We start from the raw sequence: 25101 nt of genomic DNA on the forward strand, positions 1-25101 counted from the left end.
TCCTCCGCTTACGCTTTTTCAATCGGTGCAAATTGAGCTAATAATCGCTTAATGCCCACTGGTTGTGGAAAAGCGATATCCAGCTCTGTACTATCACCTTCACCTTTTACACTAACAACCATACCTGTTCCCCATTTTTTATGAATCGCCTTATCGCCAGCCTTCCAGCCAAACTGGTCACCACCTGTTGCTTGTAAGCGTGCTGTTGCAGGCTGTGTTTGCTGAACGGCTCCAAGTGTCCGCCTTTGAGAGCCACCCGTTGAACGATTGCTTGCTGCAAATGGTGTTGTTGCTTTTGTAGCTGCCTTTGAAATTGGCTCTAAAATATCCTCGGAAATTTCCTGTAAAAATCGTGAGGCATTATTATAGCTTGAACGTCCAAAAATCGTGCGGCTTTGTGCGCATGTTAAATATAAACGCTCCTCTGCTCGCGTCACGCCCACATACATCAAGCGACGCTCCTCTTCCATTTCATCTGGATCATCAAGGGAGCGTGAATGTGGGAAAATATTTTCCTCCATACCAATAATAAAAACAATCGGGAACTCTAAGCCTTTAGCAGCATGCATTGTCATCAAAATAATATTGCCTTTCGATGCATCCTCTTTATCGAGCGCATCAATATCAGCAATTAATGCTAAATCAGTTAAAAAGGCGATTAAGCTTTTATCATCACTACGCTCCTCAAATGCCTTTGTAACAGATAAGAACTCTTCAATATTTTCTAAACGACTTTCAGCTTCAATCGTTTTTTCATTTTGCAGCATTGCACGATAGCCTGATTGCTCAATTACTTGCTCAACAATTTCAGTAACCGATAAATAATTTTGCATCTCTGTAAAGCCTTTAATCATTGTATAAAATTGCTCTGCTGAATTGGCAGCTTTTCCTGATAAGCCCATAAATACAAGATCATTCATTGCATCAAAAATAGAGCGATCTTGCTCAATTGCATAGCGCGCCATTTTTTCAAAGGATGTAGCACCAATACTACGCTTTGGCTCATTAATAATACGTGCCAGTGATAAATCATCATCATTGTTGGCAATAAGACGTAAATACGCAAGCAAGTCCTTAATTTCTTTGCGATCATAGAACTTTGTGCCGCCTACAATTTGATAGGCCATATTGGACTTTACCAGCATTTCCTCCATTACACGAGATTGAGCATTTGTACGATATAAAATAGCAAAGTCATCAAATGAACGATTTTCTTTTTTGATCAATTGCTGGATTGTTTGGACAACAAATTGTGCTTCTTCTTGCTCATTATAAGCTTTATATAAGACAATTTTTTCACCCTCAGCATTTTCTGTGTGCAGCTCTTTTGGATAGCGTGTTGTATTATTTTGAATGACGTCATTAGCTGCTTGCAGGATGCGCTTTGTTGAACGATAATTTTGCTCAAGCATAATTACTGTTGCGTCAGGATAATCCTTTTCAAACGATAAAATATTGCCAATATCTGCGCCACGCCAACGATAAATAGATTGGTCAGAATCCCCCACAACACAAATATTTTTAAACTTCTTCGCTAATAGCTGCACAAGTAAATACTGGGATTTATTGGTATCTTGATATTCATCGACATGAATATATTGAAATTTATTTTGATAATATTCAAGCACTTCAGGTACACGTTTAAACAACGTAATCGTCGTCATAATCAAATCATCAAAATCTAGGGATTGGTTGCGGCGTAATCTTTTCTCATAGCCTTGATAGACACGTGCTACTGTTTGCTCATATGGATTGCTGGCATTGATTTTTCCCGCATAGTCCTCTGCTGTTATGCATTCGTTTTTAGCTCCACTGATGGCATTTAAAATAGCGCGTGGTTCATAACGCTTAGGATCAATATTTTCTTCCTTCATTACATTTTTTATCACCGATAGCTGATCAGTAGAATCTAAGATCGAAAAATTACGAGAAATACCGAGTTGATCAATATTGCGACGCAAAATTCTTACACACATTGAGTGAAACGTAGACACCCACATACTATCGCCAGTACCATTACCGAGAATGCTATCAATACGTTCACGCATCTCACGTGCCGCCTTATTTGTGAAGGTAATCGCTAAAATTTTAGATGGATATACTTCCTTTTCTATCACTAAATAAGCAATGCGATGTGTTAATACACGCGTTTTGCCTGAGCCAGCACCCGCCATAATGAGCAATGGTCCTTCTGTTGTTTTAACCGCCCTCTCCTGCTCCGGGTTCATACCTGCTAATAAATTTTTGGTTAACTGCTCCATTTCCTTCTACCACCTCACAAACATTTGTTCTTAAAATTATAACGTATTTTTCACAGCTTTTACAGTTGCCAGTGCAGCTTTTATATCCTCATAAATAATATTGCCAACAATTATTGTATCTGCAAATTGTGCCATTTCTGCTGCTTGCTTTGCAGATGTAATACCTCCACCATAAAATAGCTTTGTCTGCTTTAATTCTTGCTTCACGGCACTTACAATTTCGAGATCGCCATACATGCCGCTGTACTCTAGATAAAATACAGGTAGCTTAAAGAAATTTTCTGCCAGCCGTGCATAGGCTACTACATCGTCAATCGTTAAATCTGTCTTTGCACCAGTTACTTGCGCTACTTTGCAATTTGGATTTAAAATGCAATATCCCTCTGCAACTAACTCCTCCCATACCATAATATCTCCGTACTCTTTAATCGCCTTATGATGTAAATTTTTAATCCATGTTGGATCATCGCTATTTAATACAGTCGGAATAAAATAATAGTCATAACCTGGTGTAACAGCATCAATTGTGGAAATTTCAAGTGCTATCGGTACTTCAAAGCGTCTTACACGAACAAGTAAATCTAATACACCATCTAATGTCACATGATCAGTTCCTCCAACTACAATAACATCTGTGCCAGATTCGCAAATTTTTTCAAGATGTTCATTTGAAATCTCCTTTGCTGGGTCTAGCTTGAACACATGTTTCCATTCTAAATAATCCATCTATTGCCCACCTATCATTTTCGATTTATCGTAGTTCAGCAAAGTACATTCACTGAAGCCCCTCGTATGTCACAGATTTTTTCGAGCACTCGAAAAAATCTAGACGCAGTTACGCTGGAGCATAATTGATTCGCTTACAAGTATAGCTTATGATTCCCAACAAAAAAATGAAAAAGACTAGGTAGAAACTCTACCCAGCCTCTTCTCAACTATTCTTTTGGTGCTTGAAATGGCTTTTCATCAGGATACAAACGACCAAGCATTTCATCATATGTATCATTTCCATAATCAAAGCAACGACGTACCCTTGAAATAGTTGCTGTACTTGCACCTGTTTCCTTTTTAATGGATTCATAGGTTTTCTTTAAACGTAGTAAATGTGCAACCTCAAAACGTTGTGCCAACAATTGAATTTCGCTAATTGTACATAAATCATCAAAAAACTTATAACATTCTTCGATATCTCTCAGCTCTAACACAGCTTTAAATAATTGATCTGTTTGATGCCCTCGAATTTTTTCGATTTGCATGCAGGTTTCCTCCTTCTAAGACTGCGTTTTCACCATTGCTTGTAACCCTGGTGAAGTTGGCACAAAATGAATCCATGACTTACCTGGTACGAGCTTTACTGGCTCTCCAGATTGTTCTACAGCCATTGGTATGCCATCAACATTAGCCCATTTGACTTCTCTTAAATAGCCATTTTGAAATACATACGCATTTCCACCAGAAGTTAAATCAACTGCTTGACGACCAACATTATCGAGTGTTCGATGATTCATTTCAAAAAATAGAACATTTGATAATGAAAGTGTTTCGCCTGTTAACATATCTATTGTGTCCACGCCCGCCGATTGTCGTTTATATTGATTACTTTGATGATCATACACATACGAATTATGGAAATCATTACTGTTTCCATAATAAATATCAACTTGACTTGTTTCAATGCCTATTTTACCACGTTCATCAGATTCATAAAAAGCCTGAAGCACTTTTTTACTGTAATTCATTGAAGCGTCTACCATTTCAGCACCTTTTAGTATATTTTCAAATGATATATAAGAATTGTGTGGAGCAACACGATCATTTGAGCGCTTAAAAAGTGTGCCATCATGAGCCATACCATTGATATTATCGACCACATGGTTTTCTAGCATCGACTTTGCCTCTGGGCTATAACCATGTGCGACATAAAAAGCATCATACCCTTTTGCAATATCAATAAAATAAGAGCGGGCACTACGCACTGGCCCCACATTCTGAGGTAGTTCACTTTGATAAATGGCTAAAAAGCGTGTTACATCACCTTCTGCTAACATTTCATAAATCATATCTGCAGCAGCCAAGCCTGATTGTGGACGGGCTACTGGATGATTATTAATCGTCACGATAATCGGTCGCTGTGTAACCTCTTGCTGCAGAGCTTCGCCTGTAAGCGGTGCAGTAAATGCTTGCTGTTGCACAGGCTCCTCAGCTATTGGTTGCTCATCTATCACATCTTGATTATCGTCTTCTTTGACCTGTTGCGAGTCTTTGGCACAGCCACCAAGCACTAATATACTAAATGCCATTGCTATCCATATTTTTTTTGCTTTCAACACAAATATACCTCTCCCTTAAGCAATTACCTATCCCTTTAATTGTGTACATAATGGTTATTTTTATAAACTAGCGCATAACCGCTGGTAATAATAATTTATTTTTCATTACATCAAAAATACCTTTAGGCGTGATACGAATGTATGGTAAATGTGTAGATTGCAAGAATAATAAAGTGTAAATTGCATCTCCTAATTGATAGCCTCGCTCTGCTAAAGCTTGTTTTAAAGCCTTTTCTTTCTCCATTAATGACTCAACACTTCCATTATACAGTAGTCCGCCAATCGTTAATGGAATAGTGGCAATCACTTCTCCCTTCTCCACTAACACAATGCCACCTTGCATCGCCTTCATCTCTTCAAAGGCTTTCATCATATCTTCTTTATTTTTTCCAATCAATATAATATCACCTGTATTGGAGTAAGAGGAGGCAAATCCTTGGACATTTGTAGCAAAGCCTTTAATCATCGTATTTACATGCCAACTGCCCTGTCGATTAATTAACATTAAATAGCACTCATCATGATTAGCGAGCTGTCCCTCTCTAGTAATAAGCGAATTATAAGGCTTTGTAATGACATCATTGACTAACTCAATTCCAAATGGCATTGAAAACTGGAAGTCCTGTGAATCGAGCGAAAAATCTAATGAAAATGGTGGGATAGCCGTATAATCAGCATCCCCCAGATTATACACACGCTTACCATCACGCTTCAGCCATACACCCTTTGATAAAACACTTTCTGGCACAGGTTGATACTCATCTTGTAATATATTTAAAGAAGCAAAGCGACCTGTTGCGATAAAGCCATGTAAATTAGATATATTATAATAGCGCGCAATATTGTAAGAAGCCATTTGATAGGCATCTATTGGTGCCACTCCTGCATCTAAAGCTACTTGAATGCATTTGTCCATCACACCATCCTCATGGAATGAAGGCGTTGAGCCATCTGTTGTCATCATTAAATGATCAAAAATAGGCAATTGTTTATCTACGATACCTTTTAGTAAATGCGGTAAGTCTGGGCGAATCGACGAATGGCGCAATGTAACAGCATAGCCTTGCATAATACGACGTTCTACTTCTTCCACTGTCATCGCCTCATGGTCGCCATCTGCACCAAGTAACTTCATACGTGCTAATGTTCTTTCAGATGCCCCAGGGAAATGCCCTTCAATCTTTTTCCCTAACACCTTTGCCATCTGCATGCGATAGAGCATTTGATCATCACCATGCAATAGCTTAGGCCAGCCTGTCAGCTCTCCTCCTAATAACACATCACTACGTCCTAGCCATTCAAGAATAGACGTATTGGAGAAAATCTCCTCCTCCTGCTCCATTTCTGTTTGTGAATCAAAACGTGCCCACCAATAAAATGAAAAAGGTAGCTTTTTTAAATGATCCAATATTGAAAACGCTTTCTTATTTGTTAAAGATAAAACAAAACTTAAATTATCAGAAATAAATGCCGTTGTTCCAAGCTGTCCACAAAAATCAGCAAATGATTGTGGGTGATATAGCTGGAATGGATGTACATGTGGCTCAATATAGCCTGGTACAATTGTTTTATCTGTACAATCTACTATTTCTGTTCCCTCTACTAATGGAGGCATTCTGTCACCAGCATAAACAATTCGATCCCCTAAAATCCAAATATTACCTACTATCCATTGTTTCAACATACTATGTAAATATCGTGCATTTTGTAATACAATATCTGGCGCTTTTTTACCATCAATTACTGCTAATTGCTGGCGTATTTTTGTTATCCTCCAAAGCGGTTCCACACTATTTGCTCCTTCCTAAATTGCGTAATTTTTCATTGTGTAAATTTAATTTGACATCACATACTATTACTGCATAATCACATGTTTTCATAAAAATTTGTGCTTTATGCAATCATCTTGTTTCAATCGTAACACAGCACTTTCATAAAGCAAAGTGCACCTCGCTTATTTTTTCCACAATGACTAAAGGAGGAAATATTATGATGCAACAAACGAATTTAAGCGAAAAAAATGCATTTTGCCGCTTTGCCATGGGGACAAGCCTAACAGCATTTGGTATCGCTAAAGTGTCACGAAATCCTGATTGTACAAGAGGTCGATTAATGATTGCATTAGGTGCTATGAAAATGGCTGAGGGGCTCTTTAAATACTGCCCAACAAAGGCAATTTTAAGCTCCAATATGCAAAATGCCATGAACAGCTCTATGCAAAGTATGTTCAATGGACAAAATTCTATGTCCTCTGAACAGATTAATCAGCTCATGAAGGATTTCTCCTCGGCTATTGCTGGTAACTCATCCAACGCACAAACAACTGCTGCAAAAGAAGGTAACACCAGCACTTCAACACAAAATTCCTCAAACAGTAGCAATTCATCAACGAATAAAGCTCAAAATCCTTCTTAAGTCAAAAGAGAGCCGTCCCAATCCATTTTTGGGACGGCTCTTACCTCTTACGTTTGAAATACAAATAAGTTTCACTACATTATTCAAAACTTTTTCTTGTGCTACTTAAATGTACGCCAGCCAATATCTTTACGGAAGAAGAAATGCTGCCATTCTTCTGTTGCAAGCCCTGCATAAACTTTTTCTTGTGCTTCTTTTAATGTAGCTGCCTTTGCGCCTACTAGCAATACACGGCCACCATTACCAACAAATTGACCATCTACTAATTTTGTCCCTGCATGAAATACAGCATATGATGTTGAAAGTGCTTCAAGACTTGGTAATGCATGTCCTTTTTCCACATCACCAGGATAACCCTCTGCTGCAATAACAACACCTAGCATCGTCTCGTCTGACCATTGTAAATCAAATGGCTGCTCATCCATTAAAGCTGTCATAAATGCGCCAAAATCAGATACCATGCGTGGTAATACAACCTGTGTTTCTGGATCGCCAAAGCGAGCATTAAATTCAATTACCTTTGGACCATTTTGCGTTAAAATAAGCCCTGCATATAAAATACCTGTGAAGGACACACCATCTGCCTCCATACCATTTACAGTAGGCTCTACAATTGTTTGATATGCATGTTCAACTACCTCTTGTGCAATTTGTGGTACTGGTGAATAAGCGCCCATCCCACCAGTATTTGGCCCTTTATCGCCATCATAAGCACGTTTATGATCCTGTGCAATAACCATTGGATAAATTTGACCTTTATGGACAAATGACATAAAGGAGAATTCTTCTCCATCTAAAAACTCTTCAATGACAACACGTGATGATGACTCACCAAAGCGCTGGTTGCCAATCATATCCTGCACAGCATCAATCGCTTCTTGCTCTGTCATCGCCACCACAACACCCTTACCTGCTGCTAGACCATCTGCCTTAATAACGATTGGTGCTCCCTGCTTCTTAATATAAGCAATCGCCTGCTCTGCTTCTGTAAATGTTTCGTGTGCAGCTGTCGGGATATTATATTTATTCATCACTTCTTTTGCATAGGATTTACTGCTTTCAATTTGTGCCGCTGCCTTTGTTGGACCAAAGATGCGTAAGCCACGCTCTACAAAGAAATCAACAATGCCTGCTGCAAGCGGCTGTTCAGGACCGACAAATGTTAAATCAATACTATTTTCCTTGGCAAACTGTGCAAGACCAGCAAAGTCCATTGTATCAATGTGAACAACCTCTGCATCATTGCGCATTCCATCATTGCCTGGTGCTACAAATACTTTGCTGACGGATGGCGAAATACTAAATTGTTTAGCGATTGCATGCTCACGACCGCCACTTCCAATTACTAATACATTCATTTTTAAAAATCCTCCTCTGTGTACATAAGACCAAGATGCTTTATCTTGGTTCAGTATTTATCCTTCTTTAAGATAGAGGTAGCTGTCTAGTTTCCTCTTTGTTCAACAAATAGCTAAACATCCACTGAACCAAGATAAAGGCACCGGCGGATGTCACAGATTTTGAAAAGGAGTTTTTCGAGCACACTCGAAAAAAATCTGGACACATTGTTTATCTGCGTGAAAGCAAAGCGTCAGCAGTTATGCTGAGGCATAATTGATCCACTATCTCGGTCTATACCTTGCTATTTTAATGTTTGAAATGACGTACGCCTGTAAATACCATAGCAATGCCATATTCATTTGCTTTATCAATCGAATCTTGGTCTTTTATTGAGCCGCCTGGCTGAATAATTGCTGTAATGCCTGCTGCCGCTGCTGCCTCAACCGTATCGCTCATTGGGAAAAAGGCATCTGATGCAAGTGCAGCTCCTTGTGCTTTTTCTCCAGCTTGCTCAAAGGCAATTTTAGCTGCACCTACACGGTTCATTTGCCCTGCACCTACACCAAGCGTCATATGAGCATCTGTCACAACAATGGCATTTGATTTCACATGTTTGACAACAGACCAACCAAGCTTTAAGGCTTCCCATTCCTCTTCTGTTGGTTCACGATCTGTTACCACTTGAATCTCTGCATCACCAAAGCCATAACAATCTGGCTCTTGTACTAACAGGCCACCTTCCACAGAAACAACATTAAATTGATCTTGCTTTGCTTGTTCAAATGGAATTGTTAATAAACGAATATTTTTCTTTTGTGTTAAAATATCTAGTGCTTCTTGTGAGAAAGCAGGCGCAATAATAATTTCTAGGAAAATATGGCTTAGCTTTTCTGCTGTTGCCGCATCTACCTCACGATTTAGTGCAATAATGCCACCAAAAATAGATGTTGGATCCGCTTCATATGCTTTATCAAACGCTGCCCCGAGTGTATCTCCTGTGCCAACACCACAAGGATTCATATGCTTTACGGCTACCGCTGCTGGCATATCAAATTCCTTGACGATTTGCAATGCTGCATTGCCATCCTGAATATTATTATAGGATAATTCCTTACCATGTAGCTGTGTAGCATAAGCCAATGAAAAGTCAGAGCCAAGACGTTTTTGGTAAAATGCTGCTTGCTGATGTGGGTTTTCACCATAGCGTAAGTTTTGTTTTAATTCATATGTTAATGTTAAGCTCTCTGGAAACTCTTCTTCTGTTAAATAATTAGAGATATAAGAATCATAAGCGGCTGTGTGACGGAAAACTTTCGCAGCTAATTTACGACGTGTTTCTATAGTTGTTGCACCATTAGCTTTTAGTTCCTCTAATACATTTGCATAGTCATTGCTATCTACGATAACCGTTACATACTGATGGTTTTTTGCAGCAGAACGTAACATTGTTGGGCCACCGATATCGATGTTTTCAATCGCATCCTCCCAAGTTACATTAGGCTTTGAAATTGTTTCAACAAATGGATATAAGTTGACACAAACAATTTCAATTGGTTCAATACCATGCTCATTCATTTGTGCTTGATGGGAAGCATCGTCAAACTTTCCTAATAGACCACCATGAATCATTGGATTTAATGTTTTCACGCGACCATCTAAAATTTCAGGAAATCTCGTTACTTCATCGACAGCTGTTACAGCTACAGCATTATCCTGTAACATTTTTTTTGTACCGCCAGTTGATAAAATTTCATAACCTAATGCTACTAATTCCTTTGCAAATTCTAAAATACCATCTTTATTGGAAACACTAATTAATGCACGTTTTGTCACAACAATATCCTCCTAATTTTTATCGTGTTGACCACGAAGTAACTTGCTAGATTGGTAGAGTTAGGTCTTGTTGGTAAGAAGGTACTTGACCTAACCCCTTTGATGTATCTTAGTTCAAGCTTTTTGAGCACACTCAAAAACATTGCTTACTGTAATAATTGCTGCAAAGCCTTTGTATACAATAAATGCTCTTGCTTATGAATCTCTGCCTCTGTTGCTTCACGATTTCCTTCAATAACTGGTACAGCAACCTGTGCAATAATGGGACCTGTATCCATTCCCTCATCTACAAAATGCACAGTCACACCCGTTACCTTTACACCATGATTCATTGCCTGACCAATGGCATCTTTCCCGGGAAAAGCTGGCAATAAAGAGGGATGAATATTGACAATGCGCTGTGGATATGCCGCTAATAGTACATCACTAATTAAACGCATATACCCTGCAAGCACAATCCATTTCACATCATATTTATGTAAAACCTCAATAATAGCTGTTTCATAGGCTGCTTTTGATGCAAATTCTTTTGGATTTAATGCAAGTACAGGAATGCCAAAATGATCAGCACGTGTGACAACAAATGCTCCCGGTTTATCTGTCACAACAAGCTCAATTTTTGCATGTAGTTCACCACGCTCAATAGCCTCTTGAATCGCTTGAAAATTACTGCCGCTGCCTGACGCAAACACGGCGATTTTTGTCGGTGCAGTCATTACACTAAACTCCCATCATGTGAACCGTTAAAGATAACGCCATCACCCTTTACAACGCGACCAATTGTATACGCCTTTTCACCATTTGCCTCTACTGCCGCAATTACCTTTTCAGCTTCCTCTGCTGCAACAGCAATGACAAAGCCAATCCCCATATTAAAAACATTATATAAATCTTTATCTGCTAATTGACCTTTATCTTTTAAAAGCTCAAAAATACGCAAAACTGGCCATGAGCCTAAATCAATTTCAGTTGCTAAGCCTTCTGGCATCATACGTGGTAGATTTTCATAGAAGCCGCCACCTGTAACATGTGCACAGCCATGAACTTCGGCTGCCTTTAAAGCCGCTAATACTGGCTTAGCATATAGCTTTGTTGGCACGAGAAGCGCCTCACCGATTGGGCCTAAATCTTCGTAGCCTTCGACAATAGCATCCACCGCATATTGCTGATCTGCAAAAACAATTTTACGGACTAACGAATAACCATTTGAATGCACACCGCTTGATGCAATACCAATAAGCACATCGCCTTCGACAATATTTTCACCTGTAATAATGGCAGACTTTTCGCAAGCGCCTACTGCAAAGCCAGCTAAATCATATTCATCTTCCTCATAAAGCCCCGGCATTTCTGCCGTTTCACCGCCGATTAATGCAGCTCCTGATTGGACACAGCCATCTGCAACACCTTTAACAATTTGCTCAATTTTTGCAGGCTCTGCTTTCCCAAGTGCTACATAATCTAAAAAGTATAGCGGCTCTGCTCCTTGCGCTACAATATCATTGACACACATGGCTACACAGTCCACGCCAATTGTATCGTGCTTATCCACCATAAATGCTAGCTTTAGCTTTGTCCCAACACCATCTGTCCCTGAAATAAGAACAGGTTCTTGAAGATTTAGTTCTGACAAGTCAAACATACCACCAAAGCCACCAAATGCTCCCATCACACCTAGACGGTTTGTACGTTCAACATGAGATTTCATTCGTTTCACGGCTTCATAGCCTGCTTCAATATTTACACCTGCTTGTTCATATGCTTTTGACACGCAGAGTTCCTCCTTATTATCCAAATCGCCCTCATTCTAGAGGTGGTATTGTTTTCTTAACGTAATAGTTCTTTTTCATGTGGTAAGATGGTATCCGGGAAAATCTCTGTTGGATATTTGCCTGTAAAACATGCTAGACATAGTCCACGGTTGTCATCTTCATATGGTCGTGCAATTGTTTCTACCATTCCCTCAGTAGAAAGGAATGTTAGAGAATCTGCACCAATTGCTTCACGAATTTCATCTACATTATGACTGGATGCAATCAGCTCTTCATGTGTAGAGGTATCAATGCCATAATAGCAAGGGTTTGTCATCGGTGGTGAAGAAATCACAACATGCACCTCTGCCGCACCTGCATCCTTTAGCATTTTGACAATACGACGTGATGTTGTACCACGTACAATGGAATCGTCCACCATTATTACACGTTTACCCTTTACAACTTGAACAACTGGGGACAGCTTCATTTTCACACCACGTTCACGTAGCTCCTGTGTCGGCTGAATAAAGGTACGACCAACATAACGGTTTTTAATAAGACCTAGCTCATAAGGAATGCCACTTTCCTCTGCAAAGCCAATTGCAGCAGAAATGCTTGAATCAGGCACACCTGTTACAACATCTGCCTCGATATGTGCACATTCACGCGCAAGCTGTTTACCCATACGTTTACGTGCCATATGAACATTAATACCATCAATATCTGAATCAGGACGTGCTAAATAAACATATTCCATTGCACACATAGCACGCTTGTCCATATCTGTAAAGCGGTCAGATTTAACACCTTCATCATTAATAATTAATAGCTCACCTGGCTCCACAGAGCGAACAAACTCTGCACCAATTAAATCAAATGCGCAAGTTTCAGAAGCTACCACCCAGCCATCTCCTAGCTTGCCAAGAGATAATGGGCGTAAACCATATGGGTCACGTGCAACAAGCATTTCATCCTTTGTCATAATTAAGAAAGAATAGGCACCTTTTAATAAAGATAGGGCATTTTTCACCTTCGCACGGAATGGTGAATGCGAGCTTTTCTTAATAAGATGCGCCAACACTTCTGTATCAGAGCTTGAATGGAAAATACTACCTTGACGCTCTAAATACTGCTTTAAATGCGTCGCATTGACTAAGTTACCGTTATGAGCAATGGAAAGGCTACCAGTTGAAGAATGAAATAATAATGGTTGGACATTTTCAATGCCACCACCACCAGCAGTTGTATAACGAACATGGGCAATAGCTGCTTTGCCGTCCACTGCTTTTAATTTATCTTCATTAAAAACATCATTCACTAATCCTTCGCCTTTCACTGCACGAAGGTGCTGTCCGTCAGAAACAACGATACCAGCGCCTTCTTGTCCACGGTGTTGAAGAGCATGAAGCCCATAGTAGCTAAGGTGTGCTGGATTTGGGTTACCCCAAATACCAAACACCCCACATTCTTCGTTTAAGCCTCTGAGTTCAGCAAGCATGGGATTGCTCCTTTCCAATTAGAACGGAATTCCTCCACTGTACCTTCTATAAGCACACCTTTGTCTCCGCTGATTTTCACAAGTGCATCATTTGTTACGACACCAATTTTCTGTGCATCTTTTACGATTTCTACAAACGCTGCAGCATTTTCTTCTTTTACTGTTACAACAAAGCGCGATTGACTTTCACTAAATAATGCCGTTGTTGCAGAGCCTGTTAATGTTACCTCAATGCCAAGACCATTTGCATTAAATGTTGTTTCGGCAAGTGCAACAGCAAGACCGCCCTCAGCCACATCATGGGCAGATTGGATAAGCCCCGCTTTAATCGCTTTTAATAGTGCTTGCTGACGCGCAGCCTCCACCTCTAAATCAATCGCAGGTGCTTTCCCTGAAATCACACCATCGTTTAATAGCTTTTGCAGCTCTGAGCCACCAAATTCTGTATTTGTTTCACCAATGACAAATACAATATCCCCAGCAGCTTTTACTTCCTGCGTTGTTACATGGGCTAAGTCTTCAATAAGACCAACCATACCAATTGTTGGTGTTGGGTAAACCGCTTCTCCTGAGCGTTCATTATAAAGTGATACGTTCCCACCAATAACTGGCGCATTTAATGCTATACATGCAGCAGAAATACCATCAGCGGATTTTTCAATTTGCCAGAAAATTTCTGGTTTTTCTGGATTACCAAAGTTTAAGCAGTCTGTAATCGCAAGTGGCGTACCACCAGAGGCAACGATATTACGAGCTGCTTCTGCTACCGCAATCGCCCCACCCACTTCTGGGTCTAGGTAGATATAGCGAGAGTTACAGTCTGTTGTCATTGCCAAGCCCTTATTTGTGCCACGTACACGAAGTACAGCCGCATCAGACCCTGGTGCAACAACTGTTGATGTACGTACCTGATAATCGTACTGATCATAAACCCATTCTTTAGAAGCAATTGTTGGTGCTTGTAAAAGGGCATTTAACGTTTCTTTATAATCTGTAACAGTTGGCTCTGCATTTTCGATTGCTTGGAACTGTGCATAATATGCAGGTTCAGCGGATGGCTTATGATAGACAGGTGCATCCTCTGCTAGCGCATCAGCAGGTACTTCTGCCACTACTTCCCCATTGTGTAAAAGACGAAGCATTTTATCATCCGTTACTCGTCCAATGGCAACAGCATCTAAATCATATTTTTCAAAAATCGCTTTAATTTCATCTTCGCGACCCTTTTTCACTACTAATAGCATACGCTCTTGAGATTCAGACAACATCATTTCATATGCTGTCATCCCTGTTTCACGCTGAGGCACTAAGTCTAAGTTCATTTCTACACCAGAACCAGCCTTGGAAGCCATCTCTGCTGAAGAAGAAGTTAGTCCAGCTGCACCCATATCTTGAATACCAACTAACGCATCAGATTTTACAACTTCTAAACATGCTTCAAGTAAAAGTTTCTCCATAAATGGATCGCCTACTTGTACTGCTGGACGTTGGTTTTCTGATTCCTCAGTTAATTCCTCAGAGGCAAATGTTGCACCATGAATGCCATCACGACCTGTTTTCGCACCAACATACATCACTGTATTGCCAACACCTGCTGCAATACCTCGTTGAATATCTTTATGGTCAATTAAACCAACACACATAGCATTTACAAGTGGATTACCTTCATAGCAAGGGTCGAATTGAATTTCGCCACCTACTGTAGGAATACCAATACAGTTACCGTACCCTGCAATACCTGCTACAACTTCCTCAAATAAATATTTACCACGTGCTGATTTTAATTCACCAAAGCGCAATGAGTTTAGCATAGCAATTGGACGCGCACCCATTGAGAAGACATCACGAATAATCCCGCCTACACCTGTTGCAGCCCCTTGATAAGGTTCGATGGCAGATGGATGATTATGTGATTCCATTTTAAAGACAACCGCTTGCTCATCACCAATATCGACAATCCCTGCACCTTCACCCGGTCCTTGTAAAACTTGAGGTCCTTTTGTAGGGAATTTACGTAATACAGGCTTTGAATTTTTGTAGGAGCAGTGCTCAGACCACATTACTGAGAAAAGACCTGTTTCTGTCCAGTTAGGTAGACGCCCTAAAATTCCTTCTACCATTGCAAATTCTTCGTCTGACATCCCCATACCAGCGTATAGCTTTTCATCCTTAATTTGCTGTGCTGTTGGCTCAAACTTAGTTGTTGACATGATTTTCCCTCCACTGCTTCACAATTGATTTGAATACTGCTAGACCATCTGCACCGCCCACCAGTGCATCAACAGCTCGCTCTGGGTGTGGCATCATCCCTAATACATTGCCACGCTCATTGATAATCCCTGCGATATCTGCTAAAGAACCGTTTGGATTTTCACCTGAGTATGTGAAAACAATTTGATTGTTATCTTTTAATGCTTGTAAAGTTTCTTCATCACAGTAGTAGTTCCCCTCGCCATGTGCGATTGGAATATTAATGATTTGACCTTGCTCGTATTGATTTGTGAATAATGTATTGTTATTTTCTACCTTTAGCTGCACTGTACGGCACATAAATTTTAAATTTTTATTGCGTAATAAAGCCCCTGGTAACAAGCCTGATTCTGTTAAAATTTGGAAACCATTACATACACCTAGTACAGGTTTGCCAGCCTCTGCTGCTTTCTTAACCTCTGCCATAATATTAGATTGGTTTGCCATCGCGCCACAGCGAAGATAATCGCCGTATGAAAAACCTCCAGGAACTAAAATACCATCAAAGCCACTTAAATCTGTTGCTGTATGCCATACATATTCTACTTCTTCACCTAGCTCGTCCTTTATCGCATGATACATATCAATATCACAGTTGGACCCAGGGAATACGAGTACCGCGAATTTCATGATTAATTAGCCTCCTCGATTTCATAACGGTAGTCTTCGATTACAACGTTCGTTAAAACCTTTTCACACATTTCTTTTACTAGACTATCAATATCTCGTTCTGTATCTTTTAATGTTAATTCAAGATATTTACCAATACGTAAATCTTCTACTTCATCGTACCCAATCTTTGCTAAAGAACCTTGTACTGCAGAGCCCTGTGGGTCAAGAATGCTCTCACGTAATGTTACATAGATTTTTACTTTTTTCATTGTTATTTGCCTCCGAGTCTAGAAAGTATAATAGTATAAACTTCAGTTAAATTACCAAGGTTTCGACGAAAAACATCTTTGTCTAACTTTTGCTTTGTTGTTGCATCCCAAAGTCGACATGTATCAGGTGAAATTTCATCTGCCAATAATACAGTGCCATCTGCATCACGACCAAACTCTAATTTAAAGTCAATCAGTGTCACATTAACTTCTTCAAAAATTGGCTGTAAAACTTTGTTAACGGCTAGTGCCTTCTCGTAAATAGTAGTTACTTCAGCAGGTGTTGCAAGCTCCAGTATGTCAATATGCTCTGTTGTAATAAATGGGTCGCCTAAAGTATCATCTTTATAATAAAATTCAACGATAGGTCGTTTTAACGGTGCCCCTTCATCAAGACCAAGACGTGTTGCCAAGCTCCCTGCTGCTATATTACGAACGACCACTTCAATTGGGATAATCTCTACTTTTTTTACAAGCTGCTGTGTATCTGATAGTTGTTTTACGAAATGTGACGCAATTCCGTTAGCTTGTAATTTTTCGAAAATTAATGAAGTAATGCGATTATTTAATACACCCTTACCTTCAATTTCCTCTTTCTTTTCACCATTAAACGCTGTTGCACTATCCTTATATTCAACAAGCAGCACATTTGGCTCCTCTGTTGTATACAATCTTTTTGCTTTACCTTCATACAAAAGTTGACCTTTCGTCATGTCGTTTTCCCCCTGATATTATGAAATCCACCTGTAGTAATGTTCAGAATTGAACCGTATCTCTACGATTCAACTCTGAAACTTTTCACGAATATTAGTTCAGTCCTAATCGTTCAAAAATCATATCTACATGCTGTAAGTGATAGTTGTAATCAAAGCACTCATCCAGCTCTTCTTTTGTTAAATAGGACGTGATTTTTTCGCTAGCATCCACTAATGTACGGAACTGAACTTGCTCGTCCCATGCCTGCATTGCTAAAGGCTGTACTGTATCATATGCTTCCTCACGTACTAAGCCCTTATCAATCAATGCTAGTAAAATGCGTTGAGAATAAATAAGACCAAATGTGCGATCCATATTACGTTTCATATTATCAGGGAATACTGTTAAGTTTTTCACAATATTACCGAAGCGATTTAACATATAGTTAAGAGTAATCGTTGCATCAGGTAAAATAACACGCTCTGCCGATGAGTGTGAAATATCACGTTCATGCCATAAAGCGACATTTTCATACGCTGTCACCATATAACCACGCATTAAACGCGACATACCGACCATATTTTCAGAGCCGATTGGATTACGTTTATGCGGCATTGCTGATGACCCTTTTTGCCCCTTTGCAAAGGCTTCCTCTACTTCACGTGTTTCTGATTTTTGTAAGCCACGAATTTCTGTTGCGAATTTTTCAATAGATGTTGCAATTAAGGCTAATGCACCTAAATATTGTGCATGGCGATCACGCTGTAAAGTTTGCGTTGAAATTGGTGATGCTGTAAGCCCTAATTTATCGCATACATATTGTTCAACACGAGGATCGATATTGGCATATGTACCAACAGCCCCAGACATTTTCCCTGTTTCAATTACTTGAGCAGCCGCATCAAAGCGTTCAAGGTTACGCTTCATTTCCTCATACCATAAGCCAAGCTTTAAGCCGAAAGTTGTTGGCTCTGCATGTACACCATGCGTACGCCCCATCATAACTGTATATTTATGTTCCTTTGCCTTTGCAGCAATAATATCAATAAAATTTACTATATCCTTACGTAAAATCGTATTAGCTTGTTTGATTAAATAAGAAAGCGCAGTGTCCACTACGTCTGTAGATGTTAAACCATAATGTACCCATTTACGCTCTTCACCAAGCGTTTCAGAAACGGCACGTGTAAAAGCTACAACATCATGACGTGTTTCTTGTTCAATTTCTAAAATACGATTTACATCAAATGAAGCATTTTCACGAATTTTAGCAACGTCCTCTTTTGGGATTTCGCCTAACTCTGCCCAAGCCTCACACGCTAAAATTTCTACTTCTAGCCAAGCTTGATATTTATTTTGCTCTGTCCAAATTGCGCCCATTTCGGGTCTTGTATAACGTTCAATCATCGTGTATCTCCTTCTTATTCTGACCAAATACCAGAATGCTCAATTTGTTGTAATGTTTCCTCTAGGTTTTTTGTCATAATCGTTACATGGCCCATTTTACGGTTCACCTTAGCCTCAGCTTTCCCATAAAGATGAATAGACCATTCAGGATATTTAGCAATTGAGTTACTTAATGGCACGACATGCTGTCCTAATACATTGACCATAATGGATGGTGCCCAAAGCTGTGGCTTACGTAATGGCCAACCACAAACCGCACGGATATGCTGATGGAACTGTGAAATATTACATGCCTCTATTGAATAGTGACCTGAGTTATGAGGCCTTGGTGCTAATTCATTAATAACAATGCGCCCATCTTCTAATACAAACATTTCTACCGCTAAAGTTCCTACTAAATGTAAGTAATCTGCAATTTTTAAAGCTTCACGCTCTGCAGTTTGAGCTGTATCTTCTGTTATACGTGCAGGTACAATCGTTTCATGTAAAATATGATGCACATGAATATTCTCTCCAACAGGCTGACAATATGATTCACCGTCCCCATTTCTTTGGACAATAACCGATACCTCTTTTACAAAAGGTACAAACCCTTCTGCAATACATTGTGAATGAATAAATAATTCTTCTGCCAAAGGTAGGTCTGCTGCTGATTTTAAAAGCTGTTGCCCTTTGCCATCGTAACCACCTCTTGCTGTTTTGACTATACAAGGATACCCAATGGAATCAATATTGGCTACTAATTCTTCATAAGTTCTTGCTACAATATAAGGTGCTACCGGACAACCAGCCTTCACAATGGCATCCTTTTCTGTTATACGGTTTTGTGTAATGCGCACTAACTCAGCTCCTTGAGGAACATACGCAATTTGTGATAATCGTTTTAAACCTTCATAATCGATATTTTCAAATTCATATGTGATCACATCACTCACTTCTGCAAGCTCTTCCAATGCAGCTTCATCATCGTAAGGTGCTACAATACGAATATCAGCTACCTGCCCACACGGTGAGTCCATTGCTGGTTCAAGCACCGCAATTTTAAAGCCGGATTCCTTTGCAGCAAGTGCCATCATTCGACCAAGCTGCCCTCCGCCTATAATTCCAATCGTTTGTCCAGGGTAAATTATTTTTGTCACACTAAGTCACCTGAGCTTTCTACTACTTGCTGTTTTGTTGCCTCACGTCTAGCATCCAATTTAGTAGCAAGCTCCGTATCAGTTGTCGACAAAATTTGCACTGCAAGTAATCCTGCATTTGTTGACCCAGCTTTACCAATGGCTACAGTTGCTACAGGCACACCACCAGGCATTTGAACAATAGATAATAATGAATCAAGTCCATTTAGTGCACGTGATTGAACAGGTACACCAATAACTGGCAATGTTGTTTTCGCTGCTACCATTCCTGGTAAATGTGCAGCTCCACCTGCTCCTGCAATAATCACCTGTATACCTCGTTCGCGTGCTGTTTCAGCATACTCAAACATTAAATCAGGTGTACGATGTGCAGATACAACCTTTTTTTCATATGGTACTTGTAATTCATCTAATATATCACATGCATGTTTCATTGTTTCCCAGTCACTTGAACTCCCCATAATGACACCGATTTTCGGATTCATAAATTGTCGCTCCTTTTAAACGATAGAAAAATGATCAATTATTGTGCAAGCCTCTATTCTCTCATAGCGCCTGCAATTTTTCTCTTCCTTGACAAAAAAATCCCCAACTAAACTACTCTCTACCATACACGCGAAAGCAGCTTACTTGAGGACTTATAAAGACAAGAATATATCCATGTATAAATCTATACATCGATCCTCTTGTAGCATTCCAAAAGCGCTTTCCCGCATAGTCCAGCATTTACGGTGCCGGGTAGAAACACTAGAGCCAATCCTCTAGCATATATGTGGGATTTATTTGTTTTTCCTTCTCACATTTTAACAAGGGATTCCCTTATCGTCAATGCAAAAATACGAACATTTTTTTAATGTTAATATAAAACATTCGGATTTTATTTATATTTACTCCATATCCTGAATGAGCATAGCTTTAAATTGAATTTTTTGGCGTAAATATGTCGGCTCATTATTTACTAGATGAAAAATTGGCTCTTCCTTTCTACCAACCGCTATATACCCATCCTTACGCATTCTTGCTAAACATTCATCAATGGATTCATGTTCTTGCACTTCATACCAAATTTGTTTTTTTCCCAATTTTGACTTCCTTTCAACCTTAATCATTTGAACTTCATTATGCTTTGAAAAAGCTACCAATTTTAGTCAAGCTATAAAATAGATACCTAACAAAATGAACAATAATAGTAAATGTAGCACAACAAGTATCTTACGAAAATCACCATTAATGCCGAATAATGCACTGATAATACCAATTATACTTAAAATAAATGGCATAAACCCGCTTAGTTCATAAAGCAACTTAAAAAAAGCTCCATACCACTTTGTCGAATCATGGCCAAACATAAAGATTATTAATAAAAGACACAAAATCGATATACTTGTAAAAATATTATGCCTCATTTTTAATCCTCCATTATAAAACCCCTTTTATTTCTATTTATTAGCATTTGTTATAGACAATTGTAACATTTTGTTTATCATATCATTTTTTTATTACTTTATAAAACTAGGGTGTAAAGAGCCATAATAAGGTTTTTCATACTATTAAATTCTGAACTGAGGTTTTATTAAATAAAGTTACTTAAGAAGCAGGTAATAAAAGTGAAAAGACGCTCATTGTGCTATTTATATGTAATTGTAAAGCCAAGTTATAAAAGGGATAATGTTTCTTATAAGCATTTGAAACTACCAAGCGTTTTTTAAGACGGGTTATGGAAAACAGTTTTTATCATTATCTTCTGGTTAAGCAATATTATAAATAGTACCACTTTACAAGGAGGGGATGAACATTGAAAACAGGGTTCGGTAGCCAGCCCTTATAATAGCTGACTATTGACTGCAAGTAGAGGTTGCTATATCAAGCTATAGCTGTATATATCTGTAGAGAGGAGCAGACTTTAATAGAATTGGAAAACTATTTGAGCTCTACTAATATCTTAATCTTCAGGCAGAGCAAATTTTTTTATGTAAAAACATAGTGATAGTGTAACGTAACGATAGTTACAAGGAGATAGAATTTTACATACAAAAAAGTCATGGAATATATTCCATGACTTTTTATAGATTGCCTAGCGACGTCCTACTCTCACAGGGGGAAGCCCCCAACTACCATCGGCGCGAAAGAGCTTAACTTCCGTGTTCGGGATGGGAACGGGTGTGACCTCTTTGCCATTATCACTAGACTATTTAAAAGACAAGATTTATTATAACAGGTTTTGTTATCATTGCAAGCTTTTTTTAAAACTTTCTTGTTCTTTCAAAACTGGATAAACAGTGCATTGAATTGCGTCAAACTGGTTTTGGTTAAGTCCTCGATCGATTAGTATTCGTCAGCTCCATGTGTCGCCACACTTCCACCTCGAACCTATCTACCTCATCGTCTTTGAGGGATCTTACTTACTTGCGTAATGGGAAATCTCATCTTGAGGGGGGCTTCATGCTTAGATGCTTTCAGCACTTATCCCGTCCACACATAGCTACCCAGCGATGCCTTTGGCAAGACAACTGGTACACCAGCGGTGTGTCCATCCCGGTCCTCTCGTACTAAGGACAGCTCCTCTCAAATTTCCTACGCCCACGACGGATAGGGACCGAACTGTCTCACGACGTTCTGAACCCAGCTCGCGTACCGCTTTAATGGGCGAACAGCCCAACCCTTGGGACCGACTACAGCCCCAGGATGCGATGAGCCGACATCGAGGTGCCAAACCTCCCCGTCGATGTGGACTCTTGGGGGAGATAAGCCTGTTATCCCCGGGGTAGCTTTTATCCGTTGAGCGATGGCCCTTCCATGCGGAACCACCGGATCACTAAGCCCGTCTTTCGACCCTGCTCGACTTGTCGGTCTCGCAGTCAAGCTCCCTTGTGCCTTTACACTCTACGAATGATTTCCAACCATTCTGAGGGAACCTTTGGGCGCCTCCGTTACCTTTTAGGAGGCGACCGCCCCAGTCAAACTGTCCGCCTGACACTGTCTCCTGCCCCGCTAAGGGGCATGGGTTAGAATTTCAATACAACCAGGGTAGTATCCCACCGACGCCTCCTTCGAAGCTGGCGCTCCGAGATCTCTGGCTCCTACCTATCCTGTACAAGTTGTACCAAAATTCAATATCAGGCTACAGTAAAGCTCCACGGGGTCTTTCCGTCCTGTCGCGGGTAACCTGCATCTTCACAGGTACTATAATTTCACCGAGTCTCTCGTTGAGACAGTGCCCAGATCGTTACGCCTTTCGTGCGGGTCGGAACTTACCCGACAAGGAATTTCGCTACCTTAGGACCGTTATAGTTACGGCCGCCGTTTACTGGGGCTTCAATTCGTAGCTTCGCTTGCGCTAACCACTCCTCTTAACCTTCCAGCACCGGGCAGGCGTCAGCCCCTATACGTCACCTTACGGTTTTGCAGAGACCTGTGTTTTTGCTAAACAGTCGCCTGGGCCTATTCACTGCGGCTCTCTCGGGCTTTCACCCTAACAGAGCACCCCTTCTCCCGAAGTTACGGGGTCATTTTGCCGAGTTCCTTAACGAGAGTTCTCTCGCACACCTTAGGATTCTCTCCTCGACTACCTGTGTCGGTTTGCGGTACGGGCACCTCTCACCTCGATAGAGGCTTTTCTTGGCAGTGTGAAATCAGGAACTTCGTCCATACGGACTCGCCATCACAGCTTGGCGTTACAGTGTGCGGATTTGCCTACACACACGCCTTACTGCTTGGACGCGCATTTCCAACAGCGCGCTTACCCTATCCTCCTGCGTCCCCCCATTTCTCAAACGGTGAGGAGGTGGTACAGGAATATCAACCTGTTGTCCATCGCCTACGCCTATCGGCCTCGGCTTAGGTCCCGACTAACCCTGAGCGGACGAGCCTTCCTCAGGAAACCTTAGTCATACGGTGGACGGGATTCTCACCCGTCTTTCGCTACTCATACCGGCATTCTCACTTCTAAGCGCTCCACCAGTCCTTCCGGTCTGACTTCAACGCCCTTAGAACGCTCTCCTACCACTGACATCGTAGATGTCAATCCACAGCTTCGGTGAATCGTTTAGCCCCGATACATTTTCGGCGCAGCGTCACTCGACCAGTGAGCTATTACGCACTCTTTAAATGATGGCTGCTTCTAAGCCAACATCCTGGTTGTCTGTGCAACGCCACATCCTTTTCCACTTAACGATTACTTTGGGACCTTAGCTGGTGGTCTGGGCTGTTTCCCTTTTGACTACGGATCTTATCACTCGCAGTCTGACTCCCGTGTATAAATATCTGGCATTCGGAGTTTGTCTGAATTCGGTAAACCGGGATGGCCCCCTAGTCCAAACAGTGCTCTACCTCCAGTATTCTCATCACGAGGCTAGCCCTAAAGCTATTTCGGAGAGAACCAGCTATCTCCAAGTTCGATTGGAATTTCTCCGCTACCCACACCTCATCCCCGCACTTTTCAACGTGCGTGGGTTCGGGCCTCCAGTAAGTGTTACCTTACCTTCACCCTGGACATGGGTAGATCACCTGGTTTCGGGTCTACGACCACGTACTACTTCGCCCTATTCAGACTCGCTTTCGCTGCGGCTCCGCCTTCTACAGCTTAACCTTGCACGTAATCGTAACTCGCCGGTTCATTCTACAAAAGGCACGCTATCACCCATGAACGGGCTCTAACTACTTGTAGGCACACGGTTTCAGGTTCTCTTTCACTCCCCTCCCGGGGTGCTTTTCACCTTTCCCTCACGGTACTGGTTCACTATCGGTCACTAGGTAGTATTTAGCCTTGGGAGATGGTCCTCCCGGATTCCGACGGAATTTCACGTGTTCCGCCGTACTCAGGATCCACTCAGGAGAGAACGAACTTTCGACTACAGGGCTATTACCTGCTCTGGCGGACCTTTCCAAGTCGCTTCATCTAACTCGCTCTTTTGTAACTCCGTATAGAGTGTCCTACAACCCCAAGAGGCAAGCCTCTTGGTTTGGGCTCTTCCCGTTTCGCTCGCCGCTACTCAGGGAATCGATTTTTCTTTCTCTTCCTCCAGGTACTTAGATGTTTCAGTTCCCTGGGTCTGCCTTCAAGACGCTATGTATTCACGTCAAGATACTACGCCATTAAACGTAGTGGGTTCCCCCATTCGGAAATCTCCGGATCAAAGCTCACTTACAGCTCCCCGAAGCATATCGGTGTTAGTGCCGTCCTTCTTCGGCTCCTAGTGCCAAGGCATTCGCCGTGCGCCCTTAATAACTTAACCGTCGGCTTTCGATATACATCGTTATCCAGCGTCAGCTTCATTCGCTCGCTCAGTCACGTACA

Annotated in this window: 19 protein-coding genes, 2 rRNA genes and 1 riboswitch; of the genes, 1 reads left to right on the forward strand and 20 read right to left on the reverse strand. The window is 40.8% G+C overall.

Annotated features, from left to right (window positions below):
• Nucleotides 1-8: 8 nt before the first annotated feature.
• The 5 genes from pcrA to MHB42_RS17555 form a co-directional block, all read right to left on the reverse strand.
• The gene (pcrA, locus tag MHB42_RS17535; RefSeq protein ID WP_340807743.1) at nucleotides 9-2261 is read right to left on the reverse strand and encodes a DNA helicase PcrA; all 2253 of its coding nucleotides are present in this window, start codon (nucleotides 2259-2261) and stop codon (nucleotides 9-11) included.
• Between the two features lie 36 nt (nucleotides 2262-2297).
• Nucleotides 2298-2987, reverse strand: a complete 690-nt coding sequence (locus MHB42_RS17540) for a heptaprenylglyceryl phosphate synthase (protein WP_340807745.1) — start codon at nucleotides 2985-2987, stop codon at nucleotides 2298-2300.
• A 209-nt stretch (nucleotides 2988-3196) separates the two neighbouring features.
• Nucleotides 3197-3517 (reverse strand): YerC/YecD family TrpR-related protein, encoded by a 321-nt coding sequence (locus MHB42_RS17545; protein WP_340807746.1) that lies wholly within the window; start codon nucleotides 3515-3517, stop codon nucleotides 3197-3199.
• Nucleotides 3518-3532: 15 nt separating this feature from the next.
• Nucleotides 3533-4591 carry a DUF3048 domain-containing protein gene (locus MHB42_RS17550; RefSeq protein WP_340807748.1) on the reverse strand — a complete coding sequence of 353 codons (1059 nt, stop codon included), beginning with the start codon at nucleotides 4589-4591 and terminating at the stop codon, nucleotides 3533-3535.
• A 67-nt stretch (nucleotides 4592-4658) separates the two neighbouring features.
• Nucleotides 4659-6380, reverse strand: a complete 1722-nt coding sequence (locus MHB42_RS17555) for an adenine deaminase C-terminal domain-containing protein (protein ID WP_340807749.1) — start codon at nucleotides 6378-6380, stop codon at nucleotides 4659-4661.
• Between the two features lie 200 nt (nucleotides 6381-6580).
• Here MHB42_RS17555 and MHB42_RS17560 point away from each other — a divergent pair, with 200 nt between their 5' ends.
• Entirely contained in the window at nucleotides 6581-7006 is a 426-nt protein-coding gene (locus tag MHB42_RS17560; protein ID WP_340807751.1) for a YgaP-like transmembrane domain, read from the forward strand.
• A 101-nt stretch (nucleotides 7007-7107) separates the two neighbouring features.
• Here the strand turns inward: MHB42_RS17560 and purD are convergent, their stop codons facing one another.
• The 15 genes from purD to MHB42_RS17635 form a co-directional block, all read right to left on the reverse strand.
• On the reverse strand, nucleotides 7108-8364 hold the full coding sequence (purD, locus tag MHB42_RS17565; RefSeq protein WP_340807753.1) for a phosphoribosylamine--glycine ligase: 1257 nt from the start codon (nucleotides 8362-8364) through the stop codon (nucleotides 7108-7110).
• Between the two features lie 289 nt (nucleotides 8365-8653).
• Nucleotides 8654-10180 carry a bifunctional phosphoribosylaminoimidazolecarboxamide formyltransferase/IMP cyclohydrolase gene (gene purH, locus MHB42_RS17570; protein ID WP_340807754.1) on the reverse strand — a complete coding sequence of 509 codons (1527 nt, stop codon included), beginning with the start codon at nucleotides 10178-10180 and terminating at the stop codon, nucleotides 8654-8656.
• Nucleotides 10181-10326: 146 nt separating this feature from the next.
• On the reverse strand, nucleotides 10327-10896 hold the full coding sequence (purN, locus tag MHB42_RS17575) for a phosphoribosylglycinamide formyltransferase (protein ID WP_340807756.1): 570 nt from the start codon (nucleotides 10894-10896) through the stop codon (nucleotides 10327-10329).
• On the reverse strand, nucleotides 10896-11951 hold the full coding sequence (gene purM / locus MHB42_RS17580; RefSeq protein WP_340807758.1) for a phosphoribosylformylglycinamidine cyclo-ligase: 1056 nt from the start codon (nucleotides 11949-11951) through the stop codon (nucleotides 10896-10898). Before purM ends, purN begins: the two co-directional genes overlap by 1 nt.
• 56 nt (nucleotides 11952-12007) lie before the next feature.
• Entirely contained in the window at nucleotides 12008-13432 is a 1425-nt protein-coding gene (gene purF / locus MHB42_RS17585) for an amidophosphoribosyltransferase (RefSeq protein WP_340807760.1), read from the reverse strand.
• Nucleotides 13408-15642, reverse strand: a complete 2235-nt coding sequence (purL, locus tag MHB42_RS17590; RefSeq protein WP_340807762.1) for a phosphoribosylformylglycinamidine synthase subunit PurL — start codon at nucleotides 15640-15642, stop codon at nucleotides 13408-13410. The genes purF and purL overlap by 25 nt, the downstream gene beginning before the upstream one ends.
• Complete coding sequence (purQ, locus tag MHB42_RS17595; protein ID WP_340807764.1) at nucleotides 15629-16312, reverse strand: phosphoribosylformylglycinamidine synthase subunit PurQ; 684 nt, start codon at nucleotides 16310-16312, stop codon at nucleotides 15629-15631. The genes purL and purQ overlap by 14 nt, the downstream gene beginning before the upstream one ends.
• Before the next feature lie 2 nt (nucleotides 16313-16314).
• Nucleotides 16315-16563 (reverse strand): phosphoribosylformylglycinamidine synthase subunit PurS, encoded by a 249-nt coding sequence (gene purS, locus MHB42_RS17600; RefSeq protein ID WP_340807766.1) that lies wholly within the window; start codon nucleotides 16561-16563, stop codon nucleotides 16315-16317.
• Between the two features lie 2 nt (nucleotides 16564-16565).
• A complete protein-coding gene (gene purC, locus MHB42_RS17605; RefSeq protein WP_340807768.1) occupies nucleotides 16566-17276 on the reverse strand; it encodes a phosphoribosylaminoimidazolesuccinocarboxamide synthase in 711 nt (236 codons plus the stop codon).
• Nucleotides 17277-17370: 94 nt separating this feature from the next.
• Complete coding sequence (gene purB / locus MHB42_RS17610) at nucleotides 17371-18666, reverse strand: adenylosuccinate lyase (RefSeq protein WP_340807770.1); 1296 nt, start codon at nucleotides 18664-18666, stop codon at nucleotides 17371-17373.
• Nucleotides 18667-18680: 14 nt separating this feature from the next.
• Entirely contained in the window at nucleotides 18681-19805 is a 1125-nt protein-coding gene (purK, locus tag MHB42_RS17615) for a 5-(carboxyamino)imidazole ribonucleotide synthase (protein ID WP_340807772.1), read from the reverse strand.
• Nucleotides 19802-20290 (reverse strand): 5-(carboxyamino)imidazole ribonucleotide mutase, encoded by a 489-nt coding sequence (gene purE, locus MHB42_RS17620; RefSeq protein WP_340807773.1) that lies wholly within the window; start codon nucleotides 20288-20290, stop codon nucleotides 19802-19804. The genes purK and purE overlap by 4 nt, the downstream gene beginning before the upstream one ends.
• Before the next feature lie 210 nt (nucleotides 20291-20500).
• Nucleotides 20501-20599, reverse strand: a riboswitch (purine riboswitch).
• A gap of 93 nt (nucleotides 20600-20692) precedes the next feature.
• A complete protein-coding gene (locus MHB42_RS17625; RefSeq protein WP_340807775.1) occupies nucleotides 20693-20887 on the reverse strand; it encodes an NETI motif-containing protein in 195 nt (64 codons plus the stop codon).
• 990 nt (nucleotides 20888-21877) lie between these two features.
• A 5S ribosomal RNA gene (rrf, locus tag MHB42_RS17630) occupies nucleotides 21878-21993 on the reverse strand.
• 117 nt (nucleotides 21994-22110) lie between these two features.
• Nucleotides 22111-25039: ribosomal RNA gene (locus MHB42_RS17635) — 23S ribosomal RNA — on the reverse strand.
• Nucleotides 25040-25101 lie beyond the last annotated feature (62 nt).

The sequence above is a fragment of the Lysinibacillus sp. FSL K6-0232 genome, from assembly GCF_038008325.1.
Classification (GTDB): domain Bacteria; phylum Bacillota; class Bacilli; order Bacillales_A; family Planococcaceae; genus Lysinibacillus.